This is a genomic window from Haloarcula marismortui ATCC 43049, from assembly GCF_000011085.1.
Lineage (GTDB): Archaea > Halobacteriota > Halobacteria > Halobacteriales > Haloarculaceae > Haloarcula > Haloarcula marismortui.
Window position 1 is genome coordinate 39,755 of record NC_006395.1, and the last position, 21,002, is coordinate 60,756.

16 protein-coding genes and 1 pseudogene are annotated in these 21,002 nt (G+C 60.2%); 8 read left to right on the forward strand and 9 right to left on the reverse strand.

What is annotated here, in order from left to right:
- Positions 1-34: 34 nt before the first annotated feature.
- Both RR_RS02425 and RR_RS02430 read left to right on the forward strand, forming a co-directional pair.
- Positions 35-1,066, forward strand: a complete 1,032-nt coding sequence (locus RR_RS02425) for an NAD(P)-dependent alcohol dehydrogenase (protein WP_011222527.1) — start codon at positions 35-37, stop codon at positions 1,064-1,066.
- Positions 1,067-1,496: 430 nt separating this feature from the next.
- Positions 1,497-2,525 (forward strand): LLM class flavin-dependent oxidoreductase, encoded by a 1,029-nt coding sequence (locus RR_RS02430; RefSeq protein ID WP_011222528.1) that lies wholly within the window; start codon positions 1,497-1,499, stop codon positions 2,523-2,525.
- Positions 2,526-2,800: 275 nt separating this feature from the next.
- On the opposite strand, the gene RR_RS02435 is transcribed toward RR_RS02430, so the two are convergent.
- From RR_RS02435 to RR_RS02445, 3 genes are all read right to left on the reverse strand, one after another.
- Positions 2,801-5,206, reverse strand: a complete 2,406-nt coding sequence (locus tag RR_RS02435) for a DUF2309 domain-containing protein (RefSeq protein WP_011222529.1) — start codon at positions 5,204-5,206, stop codon at positions 2,801-2,803.
- Positions 5,196-6,683: a proton-conducting transporter membrane subunit gene (locus tag RR_RS02440; RefSeq protein ID WP_049938526.1), complete on the reverse strand. Its 1,488-nt coding sequence runs from the start codon at positions 6,681-6,683 to the stop codon at positions 5,196-5,198. Before RR_RS02440 ends, RR_RS02435 begins: the two co-directional genes overlap by 11 nt.
- 440 nt (positions 6,684-7,123) lie before the next feature.
- Entirely contained in the window at positions 7,124-7,597 is a 474-nt protein-coding gene (locus tag RR_RS02445) for an Lrp/AsnC family transcriptional regulator (protein ID WP_004965861.1), read from the reverse strand.
- A gap of 311 nt (positions 7,598-7,908) precedes the next feature.
- Here RR_RS02445 and RR_RS02450 point away from each other — a divergent pair, with 311 nt between their 5' ends.
- The 4 genes from RR_RS02450 to RR_RS02465 all read left to right on the forward strand — a co-directional run bounded on the left by RR_RS02450 (position 7,909) and on the right by RR_RS02465 (position 13,007).
- Positions 7,909-9,138, forward strand: coding sequence for an ABC transporter substrate-binding protein (locus RR_RS02450; RefSeq protein WP_394297559.1), 1,230 nt, complete (start codon positions 7,909-7,911; stop codon positions 9,136-9,138).
- A complete protein-coding gene (locus RR_RS02455) occupies positions 9,135-10,316 on the forward strand; it encodes an ABC transporter substrate-binding protein (RefSeq protein WP_049938527.1) in 1,182 nt (393 codons plus the stop codon). Before RR_RS02450 ends, RR_RS02455 begins: the two co-directional genes overlap by 4 nt.
- Positions 10,313-11,518, forward strand: coding sequence for an ABC transporter substrate-binding protein (locus RR_RS02460; protein ID WP_011222533.1), 1,206 nt, complete (start codon positions 10,313-10,315; stop codon positions 11,516-11,518). Before RR_RS02455 ends, RR_RS02460 begins: the two co-directional genes overlap by 4 nt.
- Positions 11,519-11,627: 109 nt before the next feature.
- Positions 11,628-13,007, forward strand: coding sequence for a sugar porter family MFS transporter (locus RR_RS02465; RefSeq protein WP_011222534.1), 1,380 nt, complete (start codon positions 11,628-11,630; stop codon positions 13,005-13,007).
- 44 nt (positions 13,008-13,051) lie between these two features.
- On the opposite strand, the gene RR_RS02470 is transcribed toward RR_RS02465, so the two are convergent.
- Together RR_RS02470 and RR_RS02475 are read right to left on the reverse strand one after the other, a co-directional pair.
- Positions 13,052-13,927: a fructosamine kinase family protein gene (locus tag RR_RS02470; protein ID WP_011222535.1), complete on the reverse strand. Its 876-nt coding sequence runs from the start codon at positions 13,925-13,927 to the stop codon at positions 13,052-13,054.
- Between the two features lie 120 nt (positions 13,928-14,047).
- Positions 14,048-14,401, reverse strand: a complete 354-nt coding sequence (locus RR_RS02475) for an ArsR/SmtB family transcription factor (RefSeq protein ID WP_007188516.1) — start codon at positions 14,399-14,401, stop codon at positions 14,048-14,050.
- A 146-nt stretch (positions 14,402-14,547) separates the two neighbouring features.
- Between RR_RS02475 and RR_RS02480 the strand changes: the two genes are divergently transcribed.
- Entirely contained in the window at positions 14,548-15,051 is a 504-nt protein-coding gene (locus tag RR_RS02480) for a GbsR/MarR family transcriptional regulator (RefSeq protein ID WP_007188515.1), read from the forward strand.
- A gap of 8 nt (positions 15,052-15,059) precedes the next feature.
- Here the strand turns inward: RR_RS02480 and RR_RS23060 are convergent.
- From RR_RS23060 to RR_RS02500, 4 genes and pseudogenes are all read right to left on the reverse strand, one after another.
- Positions 15,060-15,611 (reverse strand): annotated as a pseudogene (locus RR_RS23060) (hypothetical protein).
- A gap of 139 nt (positions 15,612-15,750) precedes the next feature.
- Positions 15,751-16,650: a hypothetical protein gene (locus RR_RS02490; RefSeq protein WP_007188513.1), complete on the reverse strand. Its 900-nt coding sequence runs from the start codon at positions 16,648-16,650 to the stop codon at positions 15,751-15,753.
- 165 nt (positions 16,651-16,815) lie between these two features.
- On the reverse strand, positions 16,816-18,249 hold the full coding sequence (locus RR_RS02495; protein WP_011222537.1) for a hypothetical protein: 1,434 nt from the start codon (positions 18,247-18,249) through the stop codon (positions 16,816-16,818).
- Positions 18,242-18,991, reverse strand: coding sequence for an ABC transporter ATP-binding protein (locus RR_RS02500; RefSeq protein ID WP_049938528.1), 750 nt, complete (start codon positions 18,989-18,991; stop codon positions 18,242-18,244). Before RR_RS02500 ends, RR_RS02495 begins: the two co-directional genes overlap by 8 nt.
- A gap of 448 nt (positions 18,992-19,439) precedes the next feature.
- Between RR_RS02500 and RR_RS02505 the strand changes: the two genes are divergently transcribed.
- On the forward strand, positions 19,440-20,765 hold the full coding sequence (locus RR_RS02505; RefSeq protein ID WP_011222539.1) for a hypothetical protein: 1,326 nt from the start codon (positions 19,440-19,442) through the stop codon (positions 20,763-20,765).
- Positions 20,766-21,002: the final 237 nt, after the last annotated feature.

Consider the following 21,002-nt stretch of genomic DNA (forward strand, 5'->3'; position numbering starts at 1 on the left):
TGTATTTTTATGGCTCTGTTCCGTGCCACCAAGTATGCGAACTGCTGTACTGGTAGAACCAACTGAGTTCGAGCTGGAGGACCGTCCCAGACCGTCGCCCGGCCCCGATGAGGTACTTGTAGCCGTGCGAGACGTGGGTATCTGTGGCTCCGACGTCCACTACTACGAACACGGTCGTATCGGGGACTACGTCGTGGAAGACCCGCTCGTCCTCGGGCACGAGAGCGCCGGTAAGGTCGTCGAAGTCGGCGAGAACGTTACTGATCACGAACCGGGGGACCGCGTCGCGCTCGAACCCGGCGTTCCGTGCCGTCGCTGTGCCCACTGCAAGCGCGGCGACTACCACCTCTGTGAATCAGTTCGGTTCATGGCGACGCCGCCACACGACGGCGCGTTCACAGAGTACGTCTCGTGGCCGGCCGATTTCGCCTACACGCTTCCGGAGTCCGTCTCTACAGCTGAAGGGGCACTGTGTGAACCGCTTTCGGTCGGAATCCACGCCTGCCGCCGCGGTAGCGTCGGAACCGGAGATACAGTGCTGATAACCGGAGCGGGACCTATCGGGCTGATGGTGCTTGAGGCCGCGCGCGCCGCAGGCGCGACGGACATAATACTGACCGACGTTGTCAAGGAAAAACTAGAGTTCGCCGAAAAGCGGGGAGCAGACCTGACAGTCGACGTTACCGAGACGGATCTCGATACGGCAGTCGCCGAGTACACGGACGGCGTCGGTGCTGATGTGGTCGTCGAAGCCTCCGGTGCGGAGCCGTCGATCAAGTCGACAATCGACGTGGTCCGTCGGGGCGGCACGGTCGTTCTGGTGGGTCTGGCCAGCGAAGCGGAGGTCCCATTCGACGTGCTGGAACTCATCGACAACGAGGTCGACGTCCACGGCTCCTTCCGGTACAAGAACACCTACGACGCGGCTGTCGACCTGTTGGCCGACGGCGAAGTCGACGTCGAGGGCATAATCGACTTCGAATCCGAACTTGAAGACATCGACGACGCGTTCCGCCGATCCATGGAGCCGACTGTGGTCAAGGGCATGATATCACTTGATTCGTAACCGGCACTGCATTGGGAAGGTTGTTCCCAAAGAAGCGTGATATAATAGCTATACAGATATTACTGAGCATTGGAAGGAATTTCAGCAGGTTCGTTGTACGCACGACCCCGCGACGCGACTCTGAAACAATCATTGAGGCGGTGTATTATCTGAATTGACGGCTTGATATCGCTAAAAGCCCACTGATTTGGGATTCCAGAGGGTTTCGGAAGGTACCCGAGAGATAACTCTCCGACTTTCACACTGCCCAGAGATAGCCAGTAGAGCGAAGTAAGGTATTCTATTTGAGAGAGGCTTTCGCAGAACAGTTGGTTTCCTAGATTTTAGTTATACCCTGGCGGGACGTTCCATCACAGTGGTGTGCCCGAGTGAGATAGCCACGCACTGTGAGTAGCCGAACGGTTAAACCTCGCCACCGTTGTGGGCGGATATGGACCTCTCAATCGTTGACCTCTCTCCGGTCCCGAATGACGGAACTGCGACTGACGCGTATGCGAACACCGTCGACGCAGCCCAGCAGGCCGAACGCCTCGGCTATTCCCGGTTCTGGGTGGCGGAACACCACGGGATGGGGGATAAGCTCGCAGGAACAACACCCGAGGTACTGCTCGGCAGCCTCGCCGCCGAAACCGACTCAATCCGCCTCGGATCGGGAGCGGTCCTGCTCAATCACTACAGTCCGTTCAAGGTCGCAGAACTGTTCGGTTCGCTCGACGCGCTCGCGCCGGGACGCATCGACGCGGGGCTTGGGCGGGCCAACGGCTCTCCGGCCGTCGACCGGGCACTCGGGACGAACCGACGTGTCCGGAACCCCGACGAAGACCACGCCGAAAAAATCGAAGCCGTCGTTTCGCACCTCTACGACGGCTACCCGGATGGACACGCGTACAGTGATCTTGAAATCCCCCGGTCAGGTGGGGAGCCACCAGTCCCGTGGGTTCTCGGGTCAAGTCCGTCGAGCGCCGCGCTGGCCGGCGAGCTTGGTCTGCGCTACTGTTTCGCCGCGTTCATCCGACCGGGGTTAGCCACCCGTTCCTTCGAGGAATACCGAACCCACTTCGAACCCTCGCAGTTGGCCGGCGGCGTCGACGAGCCACAGGGAATGGTCGCGGTAAACGCGGTCTGTGCCGAAACCGACGAGGAAGCGGCGCGGCTCCGCGCCGTGGCGGAAGCGTCATTCAAGCGGATGGAACGCGGGGTTGTCGGCACGACACCATCTGTCGAGGAAGCAATCGACGAGCTCGGGGCTGTGCCCGAACCGACGCCTGCCACGCTGGATGCCGGTGAGTGGCCGCGGGCGATTTCCGGCAGTCCAGAGACACTCAGCGACATACTCGAACAACTGTCTGACCGTGTTGGCGTCGATGAGGTGATGATTCAGCACGTCGTCGGCAACCACGCTGACGCACTCCGCTCCCACGAGTTGCTCGCAGATGGTGTCGGCCTCACACCACGCTAACCACTTCTATTGGAGTGGAACGGGAACAGGTCACTGTGTTATCATCCCGTACATCTACTTTGTACCAGTAAAACGCCACTCAAAAGCCCGATTTGGGTTTTCTATACGTTAGTTACCGAGTTCGAGTGTATACGCACCCAATTTGAGAATAGTCGGTGGTATAATCCCCGTTCAAAGCGAGTTATAGGTTGAAATTTTATTATATAGATATAAAATCCGCTTTCGAAGGACTAACTGGCTCCAAACGGGTTCAGATACAGCCTGTTCCGACCGACTCAGTCGTCTGCGACTGCAGTGGCGGTCGGTTCTGCTGGGTCAGCTTCGGACACCTCAGACACGGTCGACCACTCCAGATCGCGCTCGTACTCGAAGGCATGGTGGTCCTGCGTGGGGTCGACAACGGTCAGCGAGAGCCAGTTGTTGTCGAGCAAGGTCGCCAGTTCCGCGTGGTCAGCGAGTACGTCGGTGACACGGTCGACCGGAGCGTGAATAACCGTCGAGAGGCGGAGCGGCTGATGGTGCGGGTCGTCGTCGGCCGCCATGAGCGACTGTAGCGGGAGGCCGGTCATCAGGTCGCCGCCGTTGCCCTGGTAGACGCCGACGTTGCCGACAGGGTTGTGAGTCACCTTCGACCCGCTCCCGTAGACGGCGTTATCGACTGTCGAGAAGTAGTACTGGGTGTTGATCCACTGCGTGACGACCATCGGCCCGGTGAGTATCGCCTCCAGCGCCTCGCCGTCAGGGTCGGTCGACCAATCGTAGGAGTGGAGGAAGGCGCGGCCGTCAAGGTCGACATCGCTCGTCAGTTCGCGGGGGCCGATAACGAAGCCGGCGTTGCCAGCCAGGCCCCACTCGGGGCGGGTCTCTGCCCAGTCGGCGGCGCGGCGTTGCGTTTCGCTGACCCCCGACGATGCATCGCTCCCCATTGATTCGGCACGCTCTGCAGCCGCGTTCTCGCGGGCGGTGGCGAGGTTGGCGCGCAACTGCTTGAGGTCGTCGGCGTGGCTCTCAGGCACCTCGCTGTCGTACAGCTCTACTTCGTCGGTCGTCGTGTTGTGTTCGCCGGCCATGAAGACGGTATCTTCAGGGATTTCGAAGCCGCGGTCACGAAGCGCAGACTGGACTTCGGTGTCGTTGCAAATCGTCGCCAGCACGCGGGCGTTCGGGCCGCCGGGGTTGCCGGCGCAGGCACCACAGTCCAGACTCGAATCGTAGGGGTTGTTCGTCGTCTCACTGGCGTGCCCGGTGAAGACGACGAGGCGACTGAACGCCTCCCAGCCCATCAGGTCGAACGCGGTGGCGGCGTACTCGACTTTCTCGTCGGTGGTCAGCCCCACTGGCAGATCTCCGGTGTAGGTGTGCTGGTGATGGACGAGCGGGTCACAGAACTCGTGGTCGTCGGGCACCGAGCGCCCAGCCGCGTCAAACAGGTCCTGCACGCGCCCGGGGACAAGCGTGCGGGCCGCGAGCGCGAGGCCGTACCCGCTCCCAGCAGTTTCGACGAAGCCGTAGGCCGTAGCGGCGTTGGCCTCTAGCGTCTCGATGATTTCGTCGGCGGTGTCACGGATGCCCGACCAGCGGTCGTGGCTCTCCTGCGTGTCGTCGTCGATCGGCACGTCGGTGACGTGGTGCTGTGGATCGAGAATCGGGGGGCAGGCGTCGACCGACACATCGGTGTCGTAGCCCTGATACTCCATTGGAATGCCGAAGAAGCCGGCGTACCCGTGGGTCTCGTAGTCGCCCGTGGCCTCGATGTGGCGGCGGATGATCTCAGAGCGGGTGTCAATACAGAAGACCATCTGTGCGTCCGGGCGGCCCGAACTGTCGCTGTCAGCCAGCGACTGGCTCTCCGCGGCAACGGTCTCGACGAGGTCGCCGCGGTAGCTCGCTTCCCAGGCACGCAGGAACGCCCCGGCGAGTTCGGCAGCCGGGTCCGGGTCGATGCTGTCGTTCGAGGGAGCGAGGGCAGCACCGACGGCGTCTAGCAGGGCCAGACGCGCCGCGAGGTATCCAACCAGTGAAATCGGGTACGTCGACTGCCACGCGCCCTCGTCGTCGGCACGCTGCTTGATGAGTCCCGTCCAGCCAGGGAGAGCGGCCAGTTGCTCCTCGAAGATGGGCACCCACTGATTCTCCGGGTGGGATGCAAGTACGGTCTCGATAGTTTCAATGGGCGATTCAGGCAGCTCAGCGATAATTCCTGCATCCGGGATTTCGCTGTCGTGCTCGGCAACCCCACGGAATGCAGCGTAGAACCCCGCTTCGCGGTTCGGCATCGACCAGTGGGCGCTCCCCTCATCGAGGAATGCTGACAGCCATTTCGTCAGGACCTGATCGACGTGGTCGGTTGCGGTGTCGGAGTCACTGTCCGCGGCATCGGTCGCTTCGGCCATTCGGTCGAGCAATATCTCGGGTTCCTTCTCGTACCCGGCCTCGGAGAGTTCCGCGTCGAGAATCTCCGGGTCTATCTGGCCGCGCTGCAGCGCTGCACGGAACGTCCTCGTGCTGGGGTAGCCACGGCCGCCCAACAGGTCGGCTGCCTGTGTGACCGCCTCGCTGAACGGCTGGTCCTCGAACCCCGCGAGGGGGTTTGCCGTCACGAACGAGTGGATAGGCCAGAGGGAGCCGACGGTGGTCGCAGCGGTGTCGATACTGTCGTGGATGGTGGGTTCAGTACTCATTGTAGTCCTCCGTCGTGGTCAGCACGGTGTCGGCCGATGGCTGGCCGGCGTTCAGCAGCGCCACGTAGAGGCGCTGGCTGCGCTCATGGATCCCAGTCTCGATGCCGATGTAGATGCCGACGAAGAAGACGGCGATTATGCCGTGGAGCAGCGTCAGTTCGGTCGTTATGGGGCCGACAGGCATGAGCCCCGAGACACCCGTATAGACAACAGCATAGACAACGATGGCCGGGAAGAAGACCACTGGGACGGCCCCGTAGCGGGCCGCCGTCGGAAGCGAGGTGTGCTGGACGGCGTTGCGCGCCGCATGGAGGGTCGTAAACACCACGAAGAAGGTCAACAGGAGCCCGCTGTCGACATGCGTTCCCTTCCCTGTCAGCACTGTAAACACCGCGCCACCGGCGATGCCAGTCAGCAGCGTGACGACGCCGCCGACGATGCTCGTCGTCATTCCGATAGTGTGTGGCGTCCCCTCACTCGGGGTAGTGTGTTCGACCTGTCCGCCGGCACTGAGGAACTGGTAGGCCTTGTAGAAGCCGTGCAGGATGAGATGGGTGATAGCAGCCCCAAAGAAGCCGAGGCCGGCCTGCATAATCATGAATCCCATCTGACCGACAGTCGAACAGCCGAGCTTACCCTTGATGTCCGTTTGAACTGATTTCAGGAGTTTTCCGCCAATGGCGCTAGCACCGCCGACAGCAACGATGCCGAGCATGAGCGCGGGGTCGACGGTGATGACCGGAGCAAAGCGAGTCAACAGAATGCCGCCCGCATTGACGAACCCGGCGTGCATCAGCGCGGAGGCAGGCGTTGGTGCGGTCATCGAGGAGAGGAGCCAGCCGTGGAACGGAACAAGTGCGGACTGAATCATTGCGGCGAGCACGAGTGCGCCTGCGGCGACCAGCCACACTGGACCGGCAAGCGTGTCGGCAGCCGCCGCAATTCCGGAGACAGTAGTCGCGCCAGTCGCCCACCACAGTGCCGTCAGCGCGACGCCGAGAAGCGCGCTGCTGGCGATGAAGTACTTGCGGGCAACCGTCGCAGCCGCCTCTGCCTGGTCCCAGCCGCTGACGATACCGATGAGTTTCGCCATCAGCAGCCCCATCGCGAGCCACAGCACGCCGAACAGGGCGAGGTGGTCAGCCGCGACCAGTCCCATCACAACCGCCGTGAAGCCGAACACGGTGGCGAAAAAGCCGGTTTTGAGGCGACTGCCCGCCAGATAGCGGCGCGAATAGCTGTGAACGATACCGCTGAAGAAGGTGACGACCACCCACATCAGGACTGTCAGTCCGTCGACGGCGACAACGCCGGGTATCTCCCACGCGAACCCAGTTCGGATTCGGACGGCAAGCACAGCAATGCTCGCGGCAAACATCGACCACACGAGCCATGTGAGTGCGACGGGCACGAGCGGCGAGTCAGCCGTCGTGTCCGGGAGTGATCCAACCGTCTTCGGTGAGTTGCGTCCTGACATCGTTGTTCGTGGCCGATCACGGTAATCACGGAATGTGATCGACCGATTCTGGTTGTCTTCACCCCTACTGCGAACGTACTGGTTATTAAATCCTTCTATACTACCAATTTGTTCCAAAAAAAGTAGATTATAGAACATTATGTTTTTGCGTCTGATGCTCCGGCGATAAGCACTACCGTGGTAGCAGCCAGGTACTTCACAGCCTGTGTCGGCAATCTTCTTGGACAGCGGGTCCATTACTCATGTGCACACAGGTTCGGCTCTCAGGAGCGAATTGGATATCGAAAAGGGGCGAGATTACCAAACTGTTCGTTGGGGCAGCTCGAAAATCAGGCGGTGATTGAAGCGCGGCAGTTATTTCGATAACGTGTCAGGCCGTGTATTCCCATGGGCGCAGTCGTCCGACAAGCACTCCGCAACAGCAGCAGCCCCGCTCGCAGCTAGCTCTCGTTCTCGGAATCGAACTTACCGAAGGGCGTCGTCTCGTGACTCCGGACAAGTACTTCGTCGGCCACCGTCAGGCCCATATCGAGAAGTGCCTGCGCAACGGGCGTGATATCGCTATCCGATTCGCCGACAGCCGTCACAAGGAGGTTCTCCTCGCCGGTGACCAGTTCCTGTACCGATACCACACCGTCGATATCGAGGATTTCGGGGATTAAATCGCCTCGCTCGGGAATCGACGCAGTACAGTAGAGCAACATCCGGAGCGGGTAGCCCGCCTGCTGATAGTCAACATCAGCGCTGTAGCCTTTGATTACCTCGCTTGACTCCAGATGGTTGATGCGCTTGCGGACGGTGCTGTCGGACGTATCTGTTCGCTCTGCGATGTCCCCGGACGACATATTTCGAGCATCTTCCTGTAATGCGTACAGAATTGCTCTGTCCACGTCGTCAATTTCCTCGTCAGCCATACTAGTGTGTCCACAGCAAGGACACTTTACTGTTGTACGTTCCCCCAATAGCGCTGTTGTGGCTGGTACCACTGGCGAGGAGATTTCGACGTCCCTTGACACATTGTCAATCGATGGGTCAGACCTGAGTCTGGTATGACAGCACGGAGATTGTACTGTCCATGAGCAGGTCTGAGATGAAAGCGCAGCAAGCGACCAGCAGTTGGGATGGCTGGGCTAAGTCTGTCGCAGGCTTTTGTTTTCAGGCGCGCCTAAATTCCGAAGCAGTTATGTATTTTTAGGCTGGCCTAACATTTATGTCGAGATATGACATGAATCGCGAGGGTCCGACGAGACGTGACTACATGAAGTACAGCGGCGCGGTGGTGGGTGGGAGCTTGCTAGCGGGCTGTGCAGGTCAGTCCGGATCAGAAGCAGCCCCGACACAGACAGGCACAGGAGACCAATCAACGGCCGAACCAACGACGGCTGAGGATAGATACGCTGTTACGATGTCGCCCATGGGAACCGTCGAGTTCGAATCGGTTCCCCAGAGTGTGTTCACGATACTGGGCCACCACGTGGATATGCTGGTCGCACTCGGTCGAGGGGGTGCGATCAACGCAATGCACGCACCCGAATACCACCAGTCGCTGTATCAGAAGTTCCTCCACCGACTGGAAGGCGTCTCAATCGACTGGGAGGGCCTGTACTCTTCGTGGCCACCGTCAAAAGAGAAGCTGTACGAACTCGATAGCGATGTCCACGTAGCTGACCCGGCGAAGATTGCGACAGCGGAGGGATGGGACAACAACAGCCTCCAGGAGATAGAATCGAACGTCGCCCCGTGGTTCGGCAACACACTCAGTGGCACCCAGCAGGAACCACCGTCAGGGTGGGGCGATGCGTACAAATACTACACGCTCTGGGAAATCTTCGGAAAGATAGCACAGGTGTTTCGGGAGGGTGCCCGGTACGAGGCGCTCGCCTCCGTTCGCGAATCGATGCTGCAGACTATCAACGCGAGCCTGCCGTCGGAAAGTGAACGGCCGAGCGCGGCACTGGTCCTGTTCTCCACATCCGGGGAGAAAATCTGGGGCTATAAGATGAACCACCCGGGCTACTACGCTGCTCACACCCGCCCGCTGGGTGCGACCGATGCGTTAGCCGATGCTGTCGGTGACGGGTACGGCGACGACGGTCGGAATATTACACTCGACACCGAACTACTTCTCGAAGCTGATCCAGACGTACTGCTCGTCCTCGGGCCAATGGCGGGGTCCCACAATCTCGACGATATTCGGTCACAACTGGCGGACAACGAGGTTACAAGAGAAATCACTGCTGTCCAAGAGGGGCGGATATACGCGCAAGGTGCCCGTCGGCAGGGTCCGATTCTGAACCTGTTCCAGACTGAGATGACCGCGAAACAACTGTACCCCAACCAGTTCGGCGAGTGGCCGGGCTACGTCGACGGTGATCCGTACCCCGAAATCCCCGCCGAGGAACAGCTGTTCGACCGCCAGCGGGTCGCTGACATAATCACGGGTGCGGGACAGTGACTGACGACGAGAAAACGCCGCATGAACGGCCGACACGTAGGGACTATATCAAGGGTGCTGGGATAATTGCGGGCGGCAGTTTACTCGCCGGGTGTGCCGGCGATGCAGTCTCAGAATCCACCGCTACCGAGGATAAAGCGACAGCCACGGCGACCGAGACGGAATCATATACCGTCTCCATGGAGCCGGCTGGCGACGTTACGTTCCAGACGGTTCCCGAGCGATGGCTTCCCTACGGTGGCGCCTACGCCGATATGGGCGTGGCCCTCGGACAGGCCGATGGCCTCACAGGTATCGGCGGGGGAGATCGCTATTACACGTACGTCTACGATGAGCTTCCCGGTGTTTCCGTCGATCAAGAGACGATTGACGCGAATCCGGAGGTCCGAACGAAAGAGGAATTTTACGAACTCGACAGCGACGTACACCTCTATGACCCACAGATGCTCGTCAACTGGTTCGACTGGTCGCAGTCGGACATCGACGAAATCGCCGAGAACGTCGCTCCGTTCATCGGGAATCTGATATTCCGTCGTTCGGATAACTGGCACGACTACCGGTATTACACGCTCTATCAGGCCTTCGAGAAGGTCGCGGAGGTGTTTCAGGAACAGGCACGGTACGAGGCGTTCAAACAATTACACGACGACTACATCGCGGACCTCCAGAGTCAACTCCCGCCGGCCGAGGAGCGTCCGAACGTCCTCCTCACCTACGAGGGTACCAACGAGCCGGAGTCGTTCTCTCCCTATCGACTGAACGACAAGGGCACGAGCAAGAAGCAATGGCGTGACCTCGGCGTTACTGATGCGCTTGCCGGAACCGATATTGAGAACCTCAGTACGACCAATCGGGGCGAATACGACTACGAAACGCTTCTATCGGTCGATCCAGACGTTATCCTCATCCGCGGCCACGAGCGGAAATCAGCGACTGAATTCCGAGAGACCATCTTGCAGTTCATGCAGAACCACACCGTCGGCAGTCAATTAACTGCGGTACAGAACGAGCGCGTGTATCGCGGTGGCTACCTCCGACAGGGGCCGATTCACAATTTCTTTTTGACCGAACGGGCGGCCCAACAGCTCTACCCCAATATCTTCGGCGACGTGACCTCGGATACCGAACTGTTCGACCGGCAGCAAATCGCCAATATCGTCACGGGTGATTTCGAATGACTGATCCAGATAGAGCGGCGTGCGAATGGCCGACGCGGAGAGATATAGTCAGAAGTAGCGGGGCACTCGCTTTCGGCGGCTTCCTCGCCGGTTGTTCGGGCGAGAGTGGTCAGGAGTCTTCGGTGACCGAGGGCAGCGACATGACCACAGCTACCAGAGCGGGCGGTACTGAGACCGATCCAGCGACTTCCGACGGGGCATATTCAGTGACGATGGAGCCAGTCGGAACCGTCGAATTCGAAACGGTGCCCGAGACAATCGCCCCGTTCACAGCGGACTACATCGATATGCTAGTCGCGCTCGGTCACGGCGACGCAGTACAGTCGATCTGGTACCGCGGTCGGTACAAAACGCTACACTACGAGGAGCTTGATGGAGTGTCTATTGACCTTGACGGGCTCACACAGCTCTGGAACGACGGCGTCTCGAAGGAGCCGTTCTACGAGATGGACGCGGACCTGCACCTCATTGATCCCAACGCGCTTATCGACTGGCTCGGGGCGTGGGATCAGTCGGACCTCACAGAAATTCGGGAGAACGTCGCACCGTTTCTCGGGAATCTCATCTTCCGCCAGACTGACGACTGGCACGACTACCGGTACTACTCGCTGTACGAGGCGTTCGAGAAGGTGGCTGAAATGGTTCAGGAACGGACGCGCTTTGAGGCGATCCGTTCAATCCACGACGAACTGGTCGAAACGGTGCAGGCTCGGCTCCCGGCGCCAACGGATCGGCCAAACGCCGCGCTCATGTTCGCCGGCGAGGAGCCGGAGGCGTTCACGCCGTATCGGATCAGCGGGAACGGGGCCAACAAAGAACACTTCCAGACGCTCGGCATTTCTGACGCCTTTGCCGATACCGGAGTTGAGGGGTACTCCGGCTCGGAGTCGCTCGATTACGAGACGTTACTGGAGATAGATCCGGACTCACTCCTTCTGCGATACCATCGCGAAGGGAAGACCCGGGAGGAATTCGAGAACTCCGTACTCGCCTCTATGAAAGACCACGAAGTGGGCAGCCAGTTGCGGGCCGTCCAGAATGACATGGTGTTTCGCGGCGGCCCGATCTACGCCGGCCCGCTGCATAACCTATTCATGATCGAACGGTACGCGAAGCGCTACTTCCCAGAGGAGTTCACAGAGACGCACCTGTTCGACCGAGATCACCTCGCGACGATTATCACCGACGGTAGAGACGAATGACGGCACCGTTTTCCAGCACAGCCCGTTACAGGCGTCTCCCAGTGGCTCCGCCGTCGTGCGAATAGACTTGGAAAGATTTTTACACAGATTCGAGTTCAATTTTACATAGATGTCCACAGCGACCATACGTAACGTCCTCCGCGGTGACGGCGACCGGTTCGTCTACATCGTCTCCGCGTTAGCCGCATTGAACGGACTGTTGTTCGGGTTCGACACCGGGATCATCTCGGGCGCGTTCCTGTTCATCCAGGACTCGTTCGTCATGTCGCCGCTTGTCGAGGGGATCATCGTCAGTGGCGCGATGGCCGGGGCCGCGGCCGGTGCAGCCGTGGGTGGCCAGTTAGCCGACCGCCTCGGTCGCCGTCGACTCATCCTCATTGCGGCCATCGTATTCTTCGTCGGATCGTTCACGATGGCCGTCGCGCCGACCGTCCCCGTCCTCGTCGCCGGTCGGCTTATCGACGGCGTCGCTATCGGCTTCGCGTCGATTGTCGGTCCGCTGTACATCTCCGAAATCGCACCACCAGAGATCCGTGGCGGACTCACCTCGCTCAATCAGCTCATGGTTACCACCGGAATCCTGCTCTCGTATTTTGTCAACTACGCGTTCGCCGACGCTGGCGCGTGGCGCTGGATGCTCGGTGCCGGGATGGTCCCGGCCGTCGTGCTCGCTATTGGTATTCTGAAAATGCCCGAAAGCCCACGCTGGCTCTTCGAACACGGGCGGACAGACGAGGCCAGAGCCGTGCTCAAGCGAACGCGGTCCGGCGGTGTCGAGCAGGAACTCGACGAGATTCAAGAGACCGTCGAAACACAGTCCGAAACCGGCATTTGGGACCTGCTAGCTCCATGGCTTCGCCCAGCGCTCGTGGTCGGACTCGGACTCGCCGTCTTCCAGCAGATCACCGGTATCAACGCGGTCATCTACTACGCCCCGACAATTCTCGAGTCCACTGGCCTCGGAAATGTGGCCTCGATCCTCGCGACAGTCGGTATCGGGACAATTAACGTCGTGATGACGGTCGTGGCAATCATGCTCGTCGACCGCGTCGGTCGACGCCGACTCCTGCTTGTCGGTGTCGGTGGAATGGTTGCAACCCTCGCCGTCCTCGGCACCGTGTTCTACCTGCCCGGGCTTGAAGGCGGCCTCGGTATCATCGCCACGATCAGTCTGATGCTGTTCGTGTCCTTTTTCGCGATCGGCCTCGGTCCAGTCTTCTGGCTCCTGATCTCAGAAATATACCCGCTTTCCGTTCGTGGGTCGGCGATGGGCCTCGTCACCGTCGCCAACTGGGGTGCAAATCTCCTCGTGTCGCTGACGTTCCCCGTCCTGACTGACGGCGTCGGAACCTCTGCGACGTTCTGGCTGTTCGGCCTCTGCAGTCTCGCGGGACTGGTGTTTGTCTACCGCTACGTCCCCGAAACCAAGGGCCGGACGCTTGAGGCAATCGAAGACGACCTCCGGCAGAACATCTCACTGGCTGACTGAGCCGACCATCGGAACGGCCGGCGAAGCCACCGGTTGCGTCTGTGTCACATTCCGAGACGGTCTAACGCACGTTCGAGCCTCGGGAGTTCGTCTTCGCCGAAAAACCGGACGTTCTCCAGCGCGTGAAAGGCGACATACACGTCGCGTCGCTCTTCGAAGTATCCCGCAGAGATGTCGCGGTGTTGTCGGTATTCATCATAAAACGCCGCCCCGATCGAATCCAGTCGGTCGACGTACGCCAGATCAACTTCAGCGTGACCGAAATAGATCGCTGGATCGAGGACGGCCCGAACAGTTCCGTCAGCCACCACAGCGTTTCCGGGGTGGATGTCGCCGTGCAGCAAGGACGGCGTGGCCGGTTCGACGAGGCGAGCGTCGAGCGTTTCCGCCAGTCGCTGCACTCGGTCGAACTCGCCGGCTGGCAAGGCCCCTTCGTTCCGTGCTGCTGTTGCAAAAGGGAGGAGCCGTTGCGCACGGAAGAAATCGATCCACGAATCGGTCCACGGGTTCGACTGACTGAATGGGCCCGAAAGGGTATCGAAGGGAAAGCCGAACACGTCAGCCGAAGTGTCGTGAAGAGCCGCAACGTGTCGCGCGAGGTCGCGTTCGGCCCGCTCGTCGAATCGGCCGTCGCCGCGAATAAACGACAGTACGAGCAGTTCCGGTTCGACGTGGAGGACTTCCGGAACCGGGAGAGGCGTGTCACGGTCGAGGGACTGAAGCATTGCCGCCTCGATTCCGAGCGGCGAGTCGTCGACTTTCACCGCCACATCAGGACGGTCGTGAAACGACACACGGTAGACCGACCCGACTTCTCCGCCGTCGAGCGCCGTCGCGTCGTGAGCGTCGGCGTTCAGTACGCTCGAAACCCGCTGTAGGACTGTCGCCTTCGTTCGTTTCGCGCCCGTCCCGTCGTCCATATTCAGCGTACGAAAAGCGGTCCAATAGGTCTGTTTGTCTCTGTCTCGGCAGGGGAAACAAAGCTGTCCGAACCTGACTGCAGACTTCCGAGAACAGGCAGTGCTCGAAACGGCTGGATATTACACGGACCGGTCAGCGCTGGCCCCAAACTGCACGACGAGTCGCTCCGTGGCGAGAGCGTACACGGTCATCTCCGTCCCCTTCTCCGAGTACCACGTTTCTGCGGGTTCGATAAGGTCAGCTTCACAGAGGCGGTCGAGGTGATAGGAAACGCTCTGGAGCGAGCGGTCGACTGCGTCCGCGATATCCGATGCTGTCCGCGGGTTATCCCTGACCGCCCCAAGTATCTCCTGAGCGGCCTCAGATGAAAGGATCTGGAGGACATCAGTCGGCTCGGTACCGTTGACTACGACGTTCGTCTGCTCTCGGGGTGCATAGTCAACCGGCGGGTGGTGGGGGAAGACGCTTGCCATGAATTGTAGGGTGGGTAGTGACGGTCGTTTCTATTTGTTCGGCTCAATCCGAACAAACCAATCAAACAATTTAATACTTACGGAAGCAATAGGCAGAGGTATGACGCAGCAGGGTACGTGGCAAACAGGGCAGCCAGTTCGTATGCATGAGTGATGCTGACAGTTCGGTCGCACGAGAACGCGTCATCGAATCGATGGAGCAATCAGCCGAGGTGTACGGCCTCAGCCGAAGTTCTGGGCGTATTTATGGCGTGCTGTACTTCGCTGCAGAACCGCTCTCTATCCCAGAACTGGTCGACGAAACTGGCTACGCGAAATCGACGGTGAGTAACGTCACACGGACGCTGTCGCGTGTCGGCCTCATCCACCGCAAGTCGTCTGCAGGCGGCGGCAGACGCGTCAGGTTCGAGGCCGAACGCGATGTCTGGTTCATCCTGCAGGACGTGTTCCAGCAATACATCCAGCGGGAAGTCCAGACGACGCTCCGGACCATCCGCCGAGCGGAAGAGCAGGTCCCCCCAGATGCTCGCGAGCAGGAGCATATCCAGAACCTCCGCGAGACGTACGAAGACCTAGAAGAAATCGTACAGCTCGCGTCGGACTACTCGGCCGCCGAACTCCGCGAGGCGCTCGAAGCGTACGAGCAGTAGTCGCCGCGTTACCAGTAGACCGTATAGGTACACACATCGTCCCCGTTCCGGCGACACGTGTCGCCCGTCTCCTCGATAAAGACGAACGCGTCGACTGGCGCGTACTGCTGGGCAACCCCACGGATGAGGCCACGGTCGAACGGACACGGATACGGGTTCTCACAGGTCACCTCGCCGGTCCGGTCGCCCACGGATTCGAAGCGGTACTGCCCGATGTCTCCGCCACGGTGATTCCGCTGTTAAGCCTCGTCTATGGACTGGAGGCCCGCCGGAACAGTATCAAAGTCGTCCGGCCAATCCGCGACGTGAGGGATCTGTTCGCCGAGTCGGTCGAGGACGTGCGGTTGCAGGTCATCGGCAATCGTCTCGAACGCGTTCAGCCAAGCCTGCTGTGGGTACCACTCGTCAGCCGCTGGTTCGGTGATTCCCTCGGCAGCGAGCGCCGTTAACGCCCGTTCCCGGTACTCATCCGAGAACTTCCCCATCGCCGCCTCGACTATCGTGAGTACCGTTTGCCCGTTGATTTCGACGGCCGGGTCAAACGCGTCGTAAGATGCCATGCTGTCCGGGCGTTCACAGGGAGAAAAATAAAAACCGACCATACACACGGCAGAATCGCACTTTCAGCTCGTGGAGAGAACGCCGAAACGCAGTTGCCACCCTGCTGCCTGTATCCCCAGTCTCGACAACGCCTCGTCGTCACTCTCGCACGGTTCGCAAGGGCGTGACGGCACCACACAGACCGTACGAGATAGCCTTTCCGTACGATGCGCCCCGTGACTGTCCGGCCTCCGCTCCGGTTCCGACCTCGGTGACCCACGCCGGCCGAGTCACTGTTGTCTCGCTCGACTCGAACTGGAAGGAGATGTCGATCGTTTTCGGGTCATCACCTGTCAGTCTGGCCAGAGCAAATTCTGCATACGTCCCCGCGGGCCTCGTCTGGTCCCACGTAACCGTCGCGGAGCGAACGGCAGTCGTGTCACCGGCTGTTCGCACTGTGCCTGTCGCTTCGGTGATGTGGTACGTTTCTCTCCCCTCGTACCAGCCGTTTTTCGGGTTGTAGACGGCCGTCGCCTGAGAGGTGTCGGTATCTCGTTCGTATCCGACGGGGTACAGGCTCATGACGACTACTGACGCCGCTCCCGAGACCTCGTCGGCCACATTCTCTGACTCCTGCTTGACAATAAACGTGACAGCCCCCTCAGTCTGGTTCACCCGGAGGAGTTCTCGATCGGTATCGCTCTGGATCTGCGCTCGTCGGCGGTCGGTACTGCCGTCATCCTCGACAGTGATACGACTGTAGACCGGATCGTCCGATGACGCTTGATACTGTTCTGTTCGGACAGCACCTTCGTCAATGGACAGGTAGCGCCCGCCGTCAGCAGTCACAACACCCTCGAATTCGAGCGCGGTCACACTGTCCGCAACAATCGCTCCCGTCGCCCGGTACTCGTCGGCCTCAGGCACTGTAAACCGCTCATCGACCGGTTGCTTCGAGTGCGGATCGACAGTGGTAAACGGATACACAGCGGCGAAGACAAGCGCGAGACAGCACAGCGCCAGCGCACCGTTGAGTAGCCTCGCGGTACGACGGTCCATATTTCAGTGCCAAGACTGATCAAGTAAAGCTATTCGAAAACCGCAGTGAGACCGCTGCTGTCCGTTCGGATTATCCCAGCCGGATTATGGCACACAGACAACGGCAAACCCGATGATGATGGCGAGTCGGTGCTGGGGCCGGAGTGGACGAACCCAAGCGGCCACTCACGCCTGCTGATATCGCGTCGACCATTTGGGTAACGACCGACGGTAGAGGGCGACGCCGACAACAGCCATGACGCCACCAGACCCCCCGAGGGCGGCAAGCAGGGTCCCAGACAGCGGCGAGATGGCGAACCCAGCGATAAGGATCGGGACTAGCGGGAGGACCATTGCCGCGCCGAAAACAGCGAACAGGGCCGTATCGAAGAGGAACTCGTTCGGAGAAAGGCCAGTGAGGTACACGGTGGTGCCGAAGATGTAGCAGGCAACGCCGACGAGCAGGACGCCTCCGACAGCCGCCTCGGCGACCGACCCGCCACGCCAGACGAGTGCGAGTCCGTAGAACGCGAGTCCAACTAGCGGGCCGAGCAGGAGGAACGCCCGGAATTTCCCCACAAAAACGGCTTTCACAGAGAGTGGATGGGCGAAATACAGGCTCACGTCATCGGATTGTGTGAGCCAGTTATAGGTTGTAAACCCAGAGAGCCCGAGAATCGCACCGAATGAGATACCAGTGGACGGCGGCACACCCGTAATCTGTCCGGCGAAATCGACCAGCGCGGCGGTGACACCGAACAGAATCGCCGCCGAAAAGAGGACTTTCCCGAACCCGCCAGCGCTCCGGTGGATGTCAAGCAGGCTCTTGGTCGCAACTGGGTCACCGATCCGTCGCCACCAGCGGCGGAAGGCCGGTGTGACCGTTCGAGCGGGGCGGGGGGCGGTCGCATCGAAGGTCCCGGCGCTGAGCAGAAAGACGACGAGGATACTGGCACCCGTAGTGCCGGCCCGCACAGGGGTCTGGGCGAGAAACAGACCGTAGGGGGTGTAGAAGACGATATCGACACCACTTGCCAGCGCTGCACCGACGGCGACGAATGGAGCCGCGAGTAGCGCCAGTCCGGGAACGCCACGGCCAGCGAGGCCGAGGGCCGCAATCGTCGTGCCCATTCCGAGGACGAACGTCAGTGCGAGGGTCGTCCACAGAAGTGGGACCGTCTCAGCTACGAGGAGAGGCCCGGCGGCTCCGCTGACTGCAAGCACCGTTCCGAGGGAAATCGGCAACAGGAACAGCACTGCGTAGTAGACACTGTCCTTGACGACGAACAGTCCCAGCAGCGTGTTCTGCGATAGCGGGAGCGTGCGAGCCGAAAAGACCAGCAGCGTCACATCACCGAGGAGGTTCCGGAGAGCATCCCGTCCCACAAAGCCGATGGACCCCGTGTGGAGACCAAAGACGAACACCAGTGCGTGGAGGCCGGCGAACACGGTTTTCGGCTCGGTCCCGGTAACAGCAAGAAGCTTGGCCGCGGCTCCAGCGAGCAGACAGATAAACACCGGAAACAGGAAGAAGTGACTGCCGCGGAAGAGCCGACTGTGGAGTCGCCACTCCTCCCGGAGCATCTCGACAAACACCCTTCGCGCTCGTCCGTCACTCATGTGTCAGCGATTTCGGTCCCTGGTCCACTGTTGCGTCAACGTTGTCCAGAAACACGTCGAGGAGCGTCACATCAGCGTCGAGTTCTGCCGGCCGGACATCGGCGACGAGTTCGCCGCCGTACATGATGCCGACCCGAGAGCAGAGTTCGGCAGCAACGTCTACGTCGTGTGTCGTAACAACAATCGTGTTGCCGTCGTCCCGGTACGAGCGCAGGAAGCGCTTGACCCGCTCCTGAACGATTGGGTCGAGATTGGCCAGCGGTTCGTCGATGAACACGACATCCGGCTCGTGGAAAAACGCGCCGGCGATCATCACTTTCTGCTGTTGGCCCCGCGAAAGGTCCGAGGACAGCGTGTCGAGTTTCGCGGTGAAGCCGAGACGGTCGGCCCATGACTCGGTCTGCGCTGTTACCGCGTCGTCGGACATATCTCGGATAGCACCGACAAAGTCGAAGTACTCGCGTGGCGTCATGAAACTCGGCGGTGACTCTTTTTCAGGGAGAATCCCCGCTCGTTCGCGGACCGCTGTTGGCTGCGTTGCCGGGTCGACACCGAGTACCGCTGCCTGTCCACTATCCGGACTGAGCTGCCCGGTGAGTATTTCCATTGTGGTGGTCTTGCCGGCCCCGTTCGGCCCGAGCAGTCCGAAGAACTCGCCATCGTCGATGCTGAGCGAGAGGTCCGCTATCGCGGTCATGTCGCCGTAGGCCTTCCGAAGCGACTCGATCTCGATTGCTGTCACGGCGTTCTGCCGACCATCGTGGTTCTGTCCGTATAAGCTATTATACTAGATAAGAACATTCCAGATAGTCTGACAGCGGTTTCGGGGACACGTGCATCTAAATTGACGAATCTGTGCCCTGCAGTATCGACCTCATCGACGACGAGACCACGTTTCTGACCATTGACCGCGAACGTAACAGTGGATTCGACAGTTCCACTGGACGCCTCCCGATGTGGTCGAGTGGGCGTCAGGGATGCTCGACGAAGCAGCGACGGCGTCTGCTCCGCTCAACGACCACGCTGACACCGCCGAAAGTTGAATCTGGCCGGCATAGCGGACGCGATATGTATTGAGCGGCATACTTGTCAGATATGTATCGGCCGAACTGTCACCTGTAGTCTATGTTTGTATAACCATTCTTTGAGTAATCGATATCTCTTAACACATGACAGGATAGATATGCTATATGGCCCCGCATCGACTCCACCACCTCGCCCTCCTCTGTCTGGTCTGTGCGTCGCTCCTCTGTACCGCCATGCCAGTCGGCGCAGCGCCCCCGCCAAGGCCGCTGTGTGACGCCTGCGGTGACACCTTTGAATCGACGGCCGAGTCTCACGGTGTGTCGGTCACTGTCACACACAGCAACGCAACCGTCGCCGTCAACAACAACGGAACCGCAACGTGGGTCGTCCACAATCGTCTGTCTAACGCAGAAGGTGTTACACGGCTTCGAGCAAACGAGAGCCTCCGGACCGCTATCGCCGACAGGGCGATGTGGGACACCGAACTCCTGAGCGCGAACGTGTCCGGCGATGGCGTCATAACGCTACGGTACCGCGAGGCCGACTTCGCTCAGCAGTCCGTCGGCGGGACAGTCCGGACTGGCGAGTTTACTGAAGCCTACGGCTATCGAAACCTCGATGGCCTCGGTGCTGATCGGCTCGTCGTCGTTGCTCCCGACGGGATGCGAGTCGAGCGAGCCATCGACGGCGCAACCGTCTCAGACGACGGACAGCGGATGACGCTGACCGAACTCAACGACGGGCGTATCGTGACGTTCGTTCCCCGTGACACGGCCGTTGGGCCGCTATTGAGTCTACTCGCGGTCGGAGCACTGCTCGGACCCGTGATGGCGGTGAAGGCGCTCGCATACACCACGCTCCCCGCAGCGGTGTTTACCCTCTTGATCGGCGCTGCCGCCGGGGGTGTCGCCCGGCTCGATTGGGACTTGAAACGCGTCCGGGACTCCGCGGGCATCGTCTTCGCCGGCGTGGGCGCGCTAGCGACTGTTCTGTCGCTTCTTGGAGCGACGGGCGTTTTGCGGTTGGGTGGCATAGCGGCACCGCTGTTCGGCGGTGGCACCGCGCTGTTCATCTGTGGCATCGCACTGTCACAGCGGCGCGTCCGTGAGCGCACAAGCTATCGGACGGTCGTTGGCGGCGCAGTAGTCGGCGCAGGCATCGCGCTCGGAGTGACGATAGCGGCGGCGCCGATGGTTGTCGGGGACGGGTTCACGTTCCCGGTGTCAGCGCTGCTGGTTCTTGGACCTGCGTTTGTGCTTCTCCCAGCCGGGTACGCAGTCGGCCATGGGAACCGCCGGCTGGCGTTGAAGACCGCCGCCATCGGGTTCGTGCTGTCGATGCTACCAGTCCTCCCGATACTGCCTGCGCCGTTTGGACTGGGCGTGCTTTTCATCCCTATCGCAACGGCCAGCGCTGCTGCCGTTGCTGTCGCCGGTCTCCCTCTCTTCCTTGCCGGCGTCTCGCTTGGCGTTCCCTCATCTGGCTGTTGACCAGTTCTCTGGCGACAACCGCAGTGCAAACACGCTATTCGGTTCGGCTCTGAGTAGACCGGTTTAGACGTGTCAGGACAACGTGGGCGACCACGGCCGTGCCCTGATTTGATCGGCAGTGTGTTCCCGCGTTACTCTATGCCATATTCTTTGATAATTACCCGAAGATAGCATCGATGTTACCTGGTTGTGCTTATGTTGCCATTAGTACATAAGCGCGTGAACCGAACAGAAATA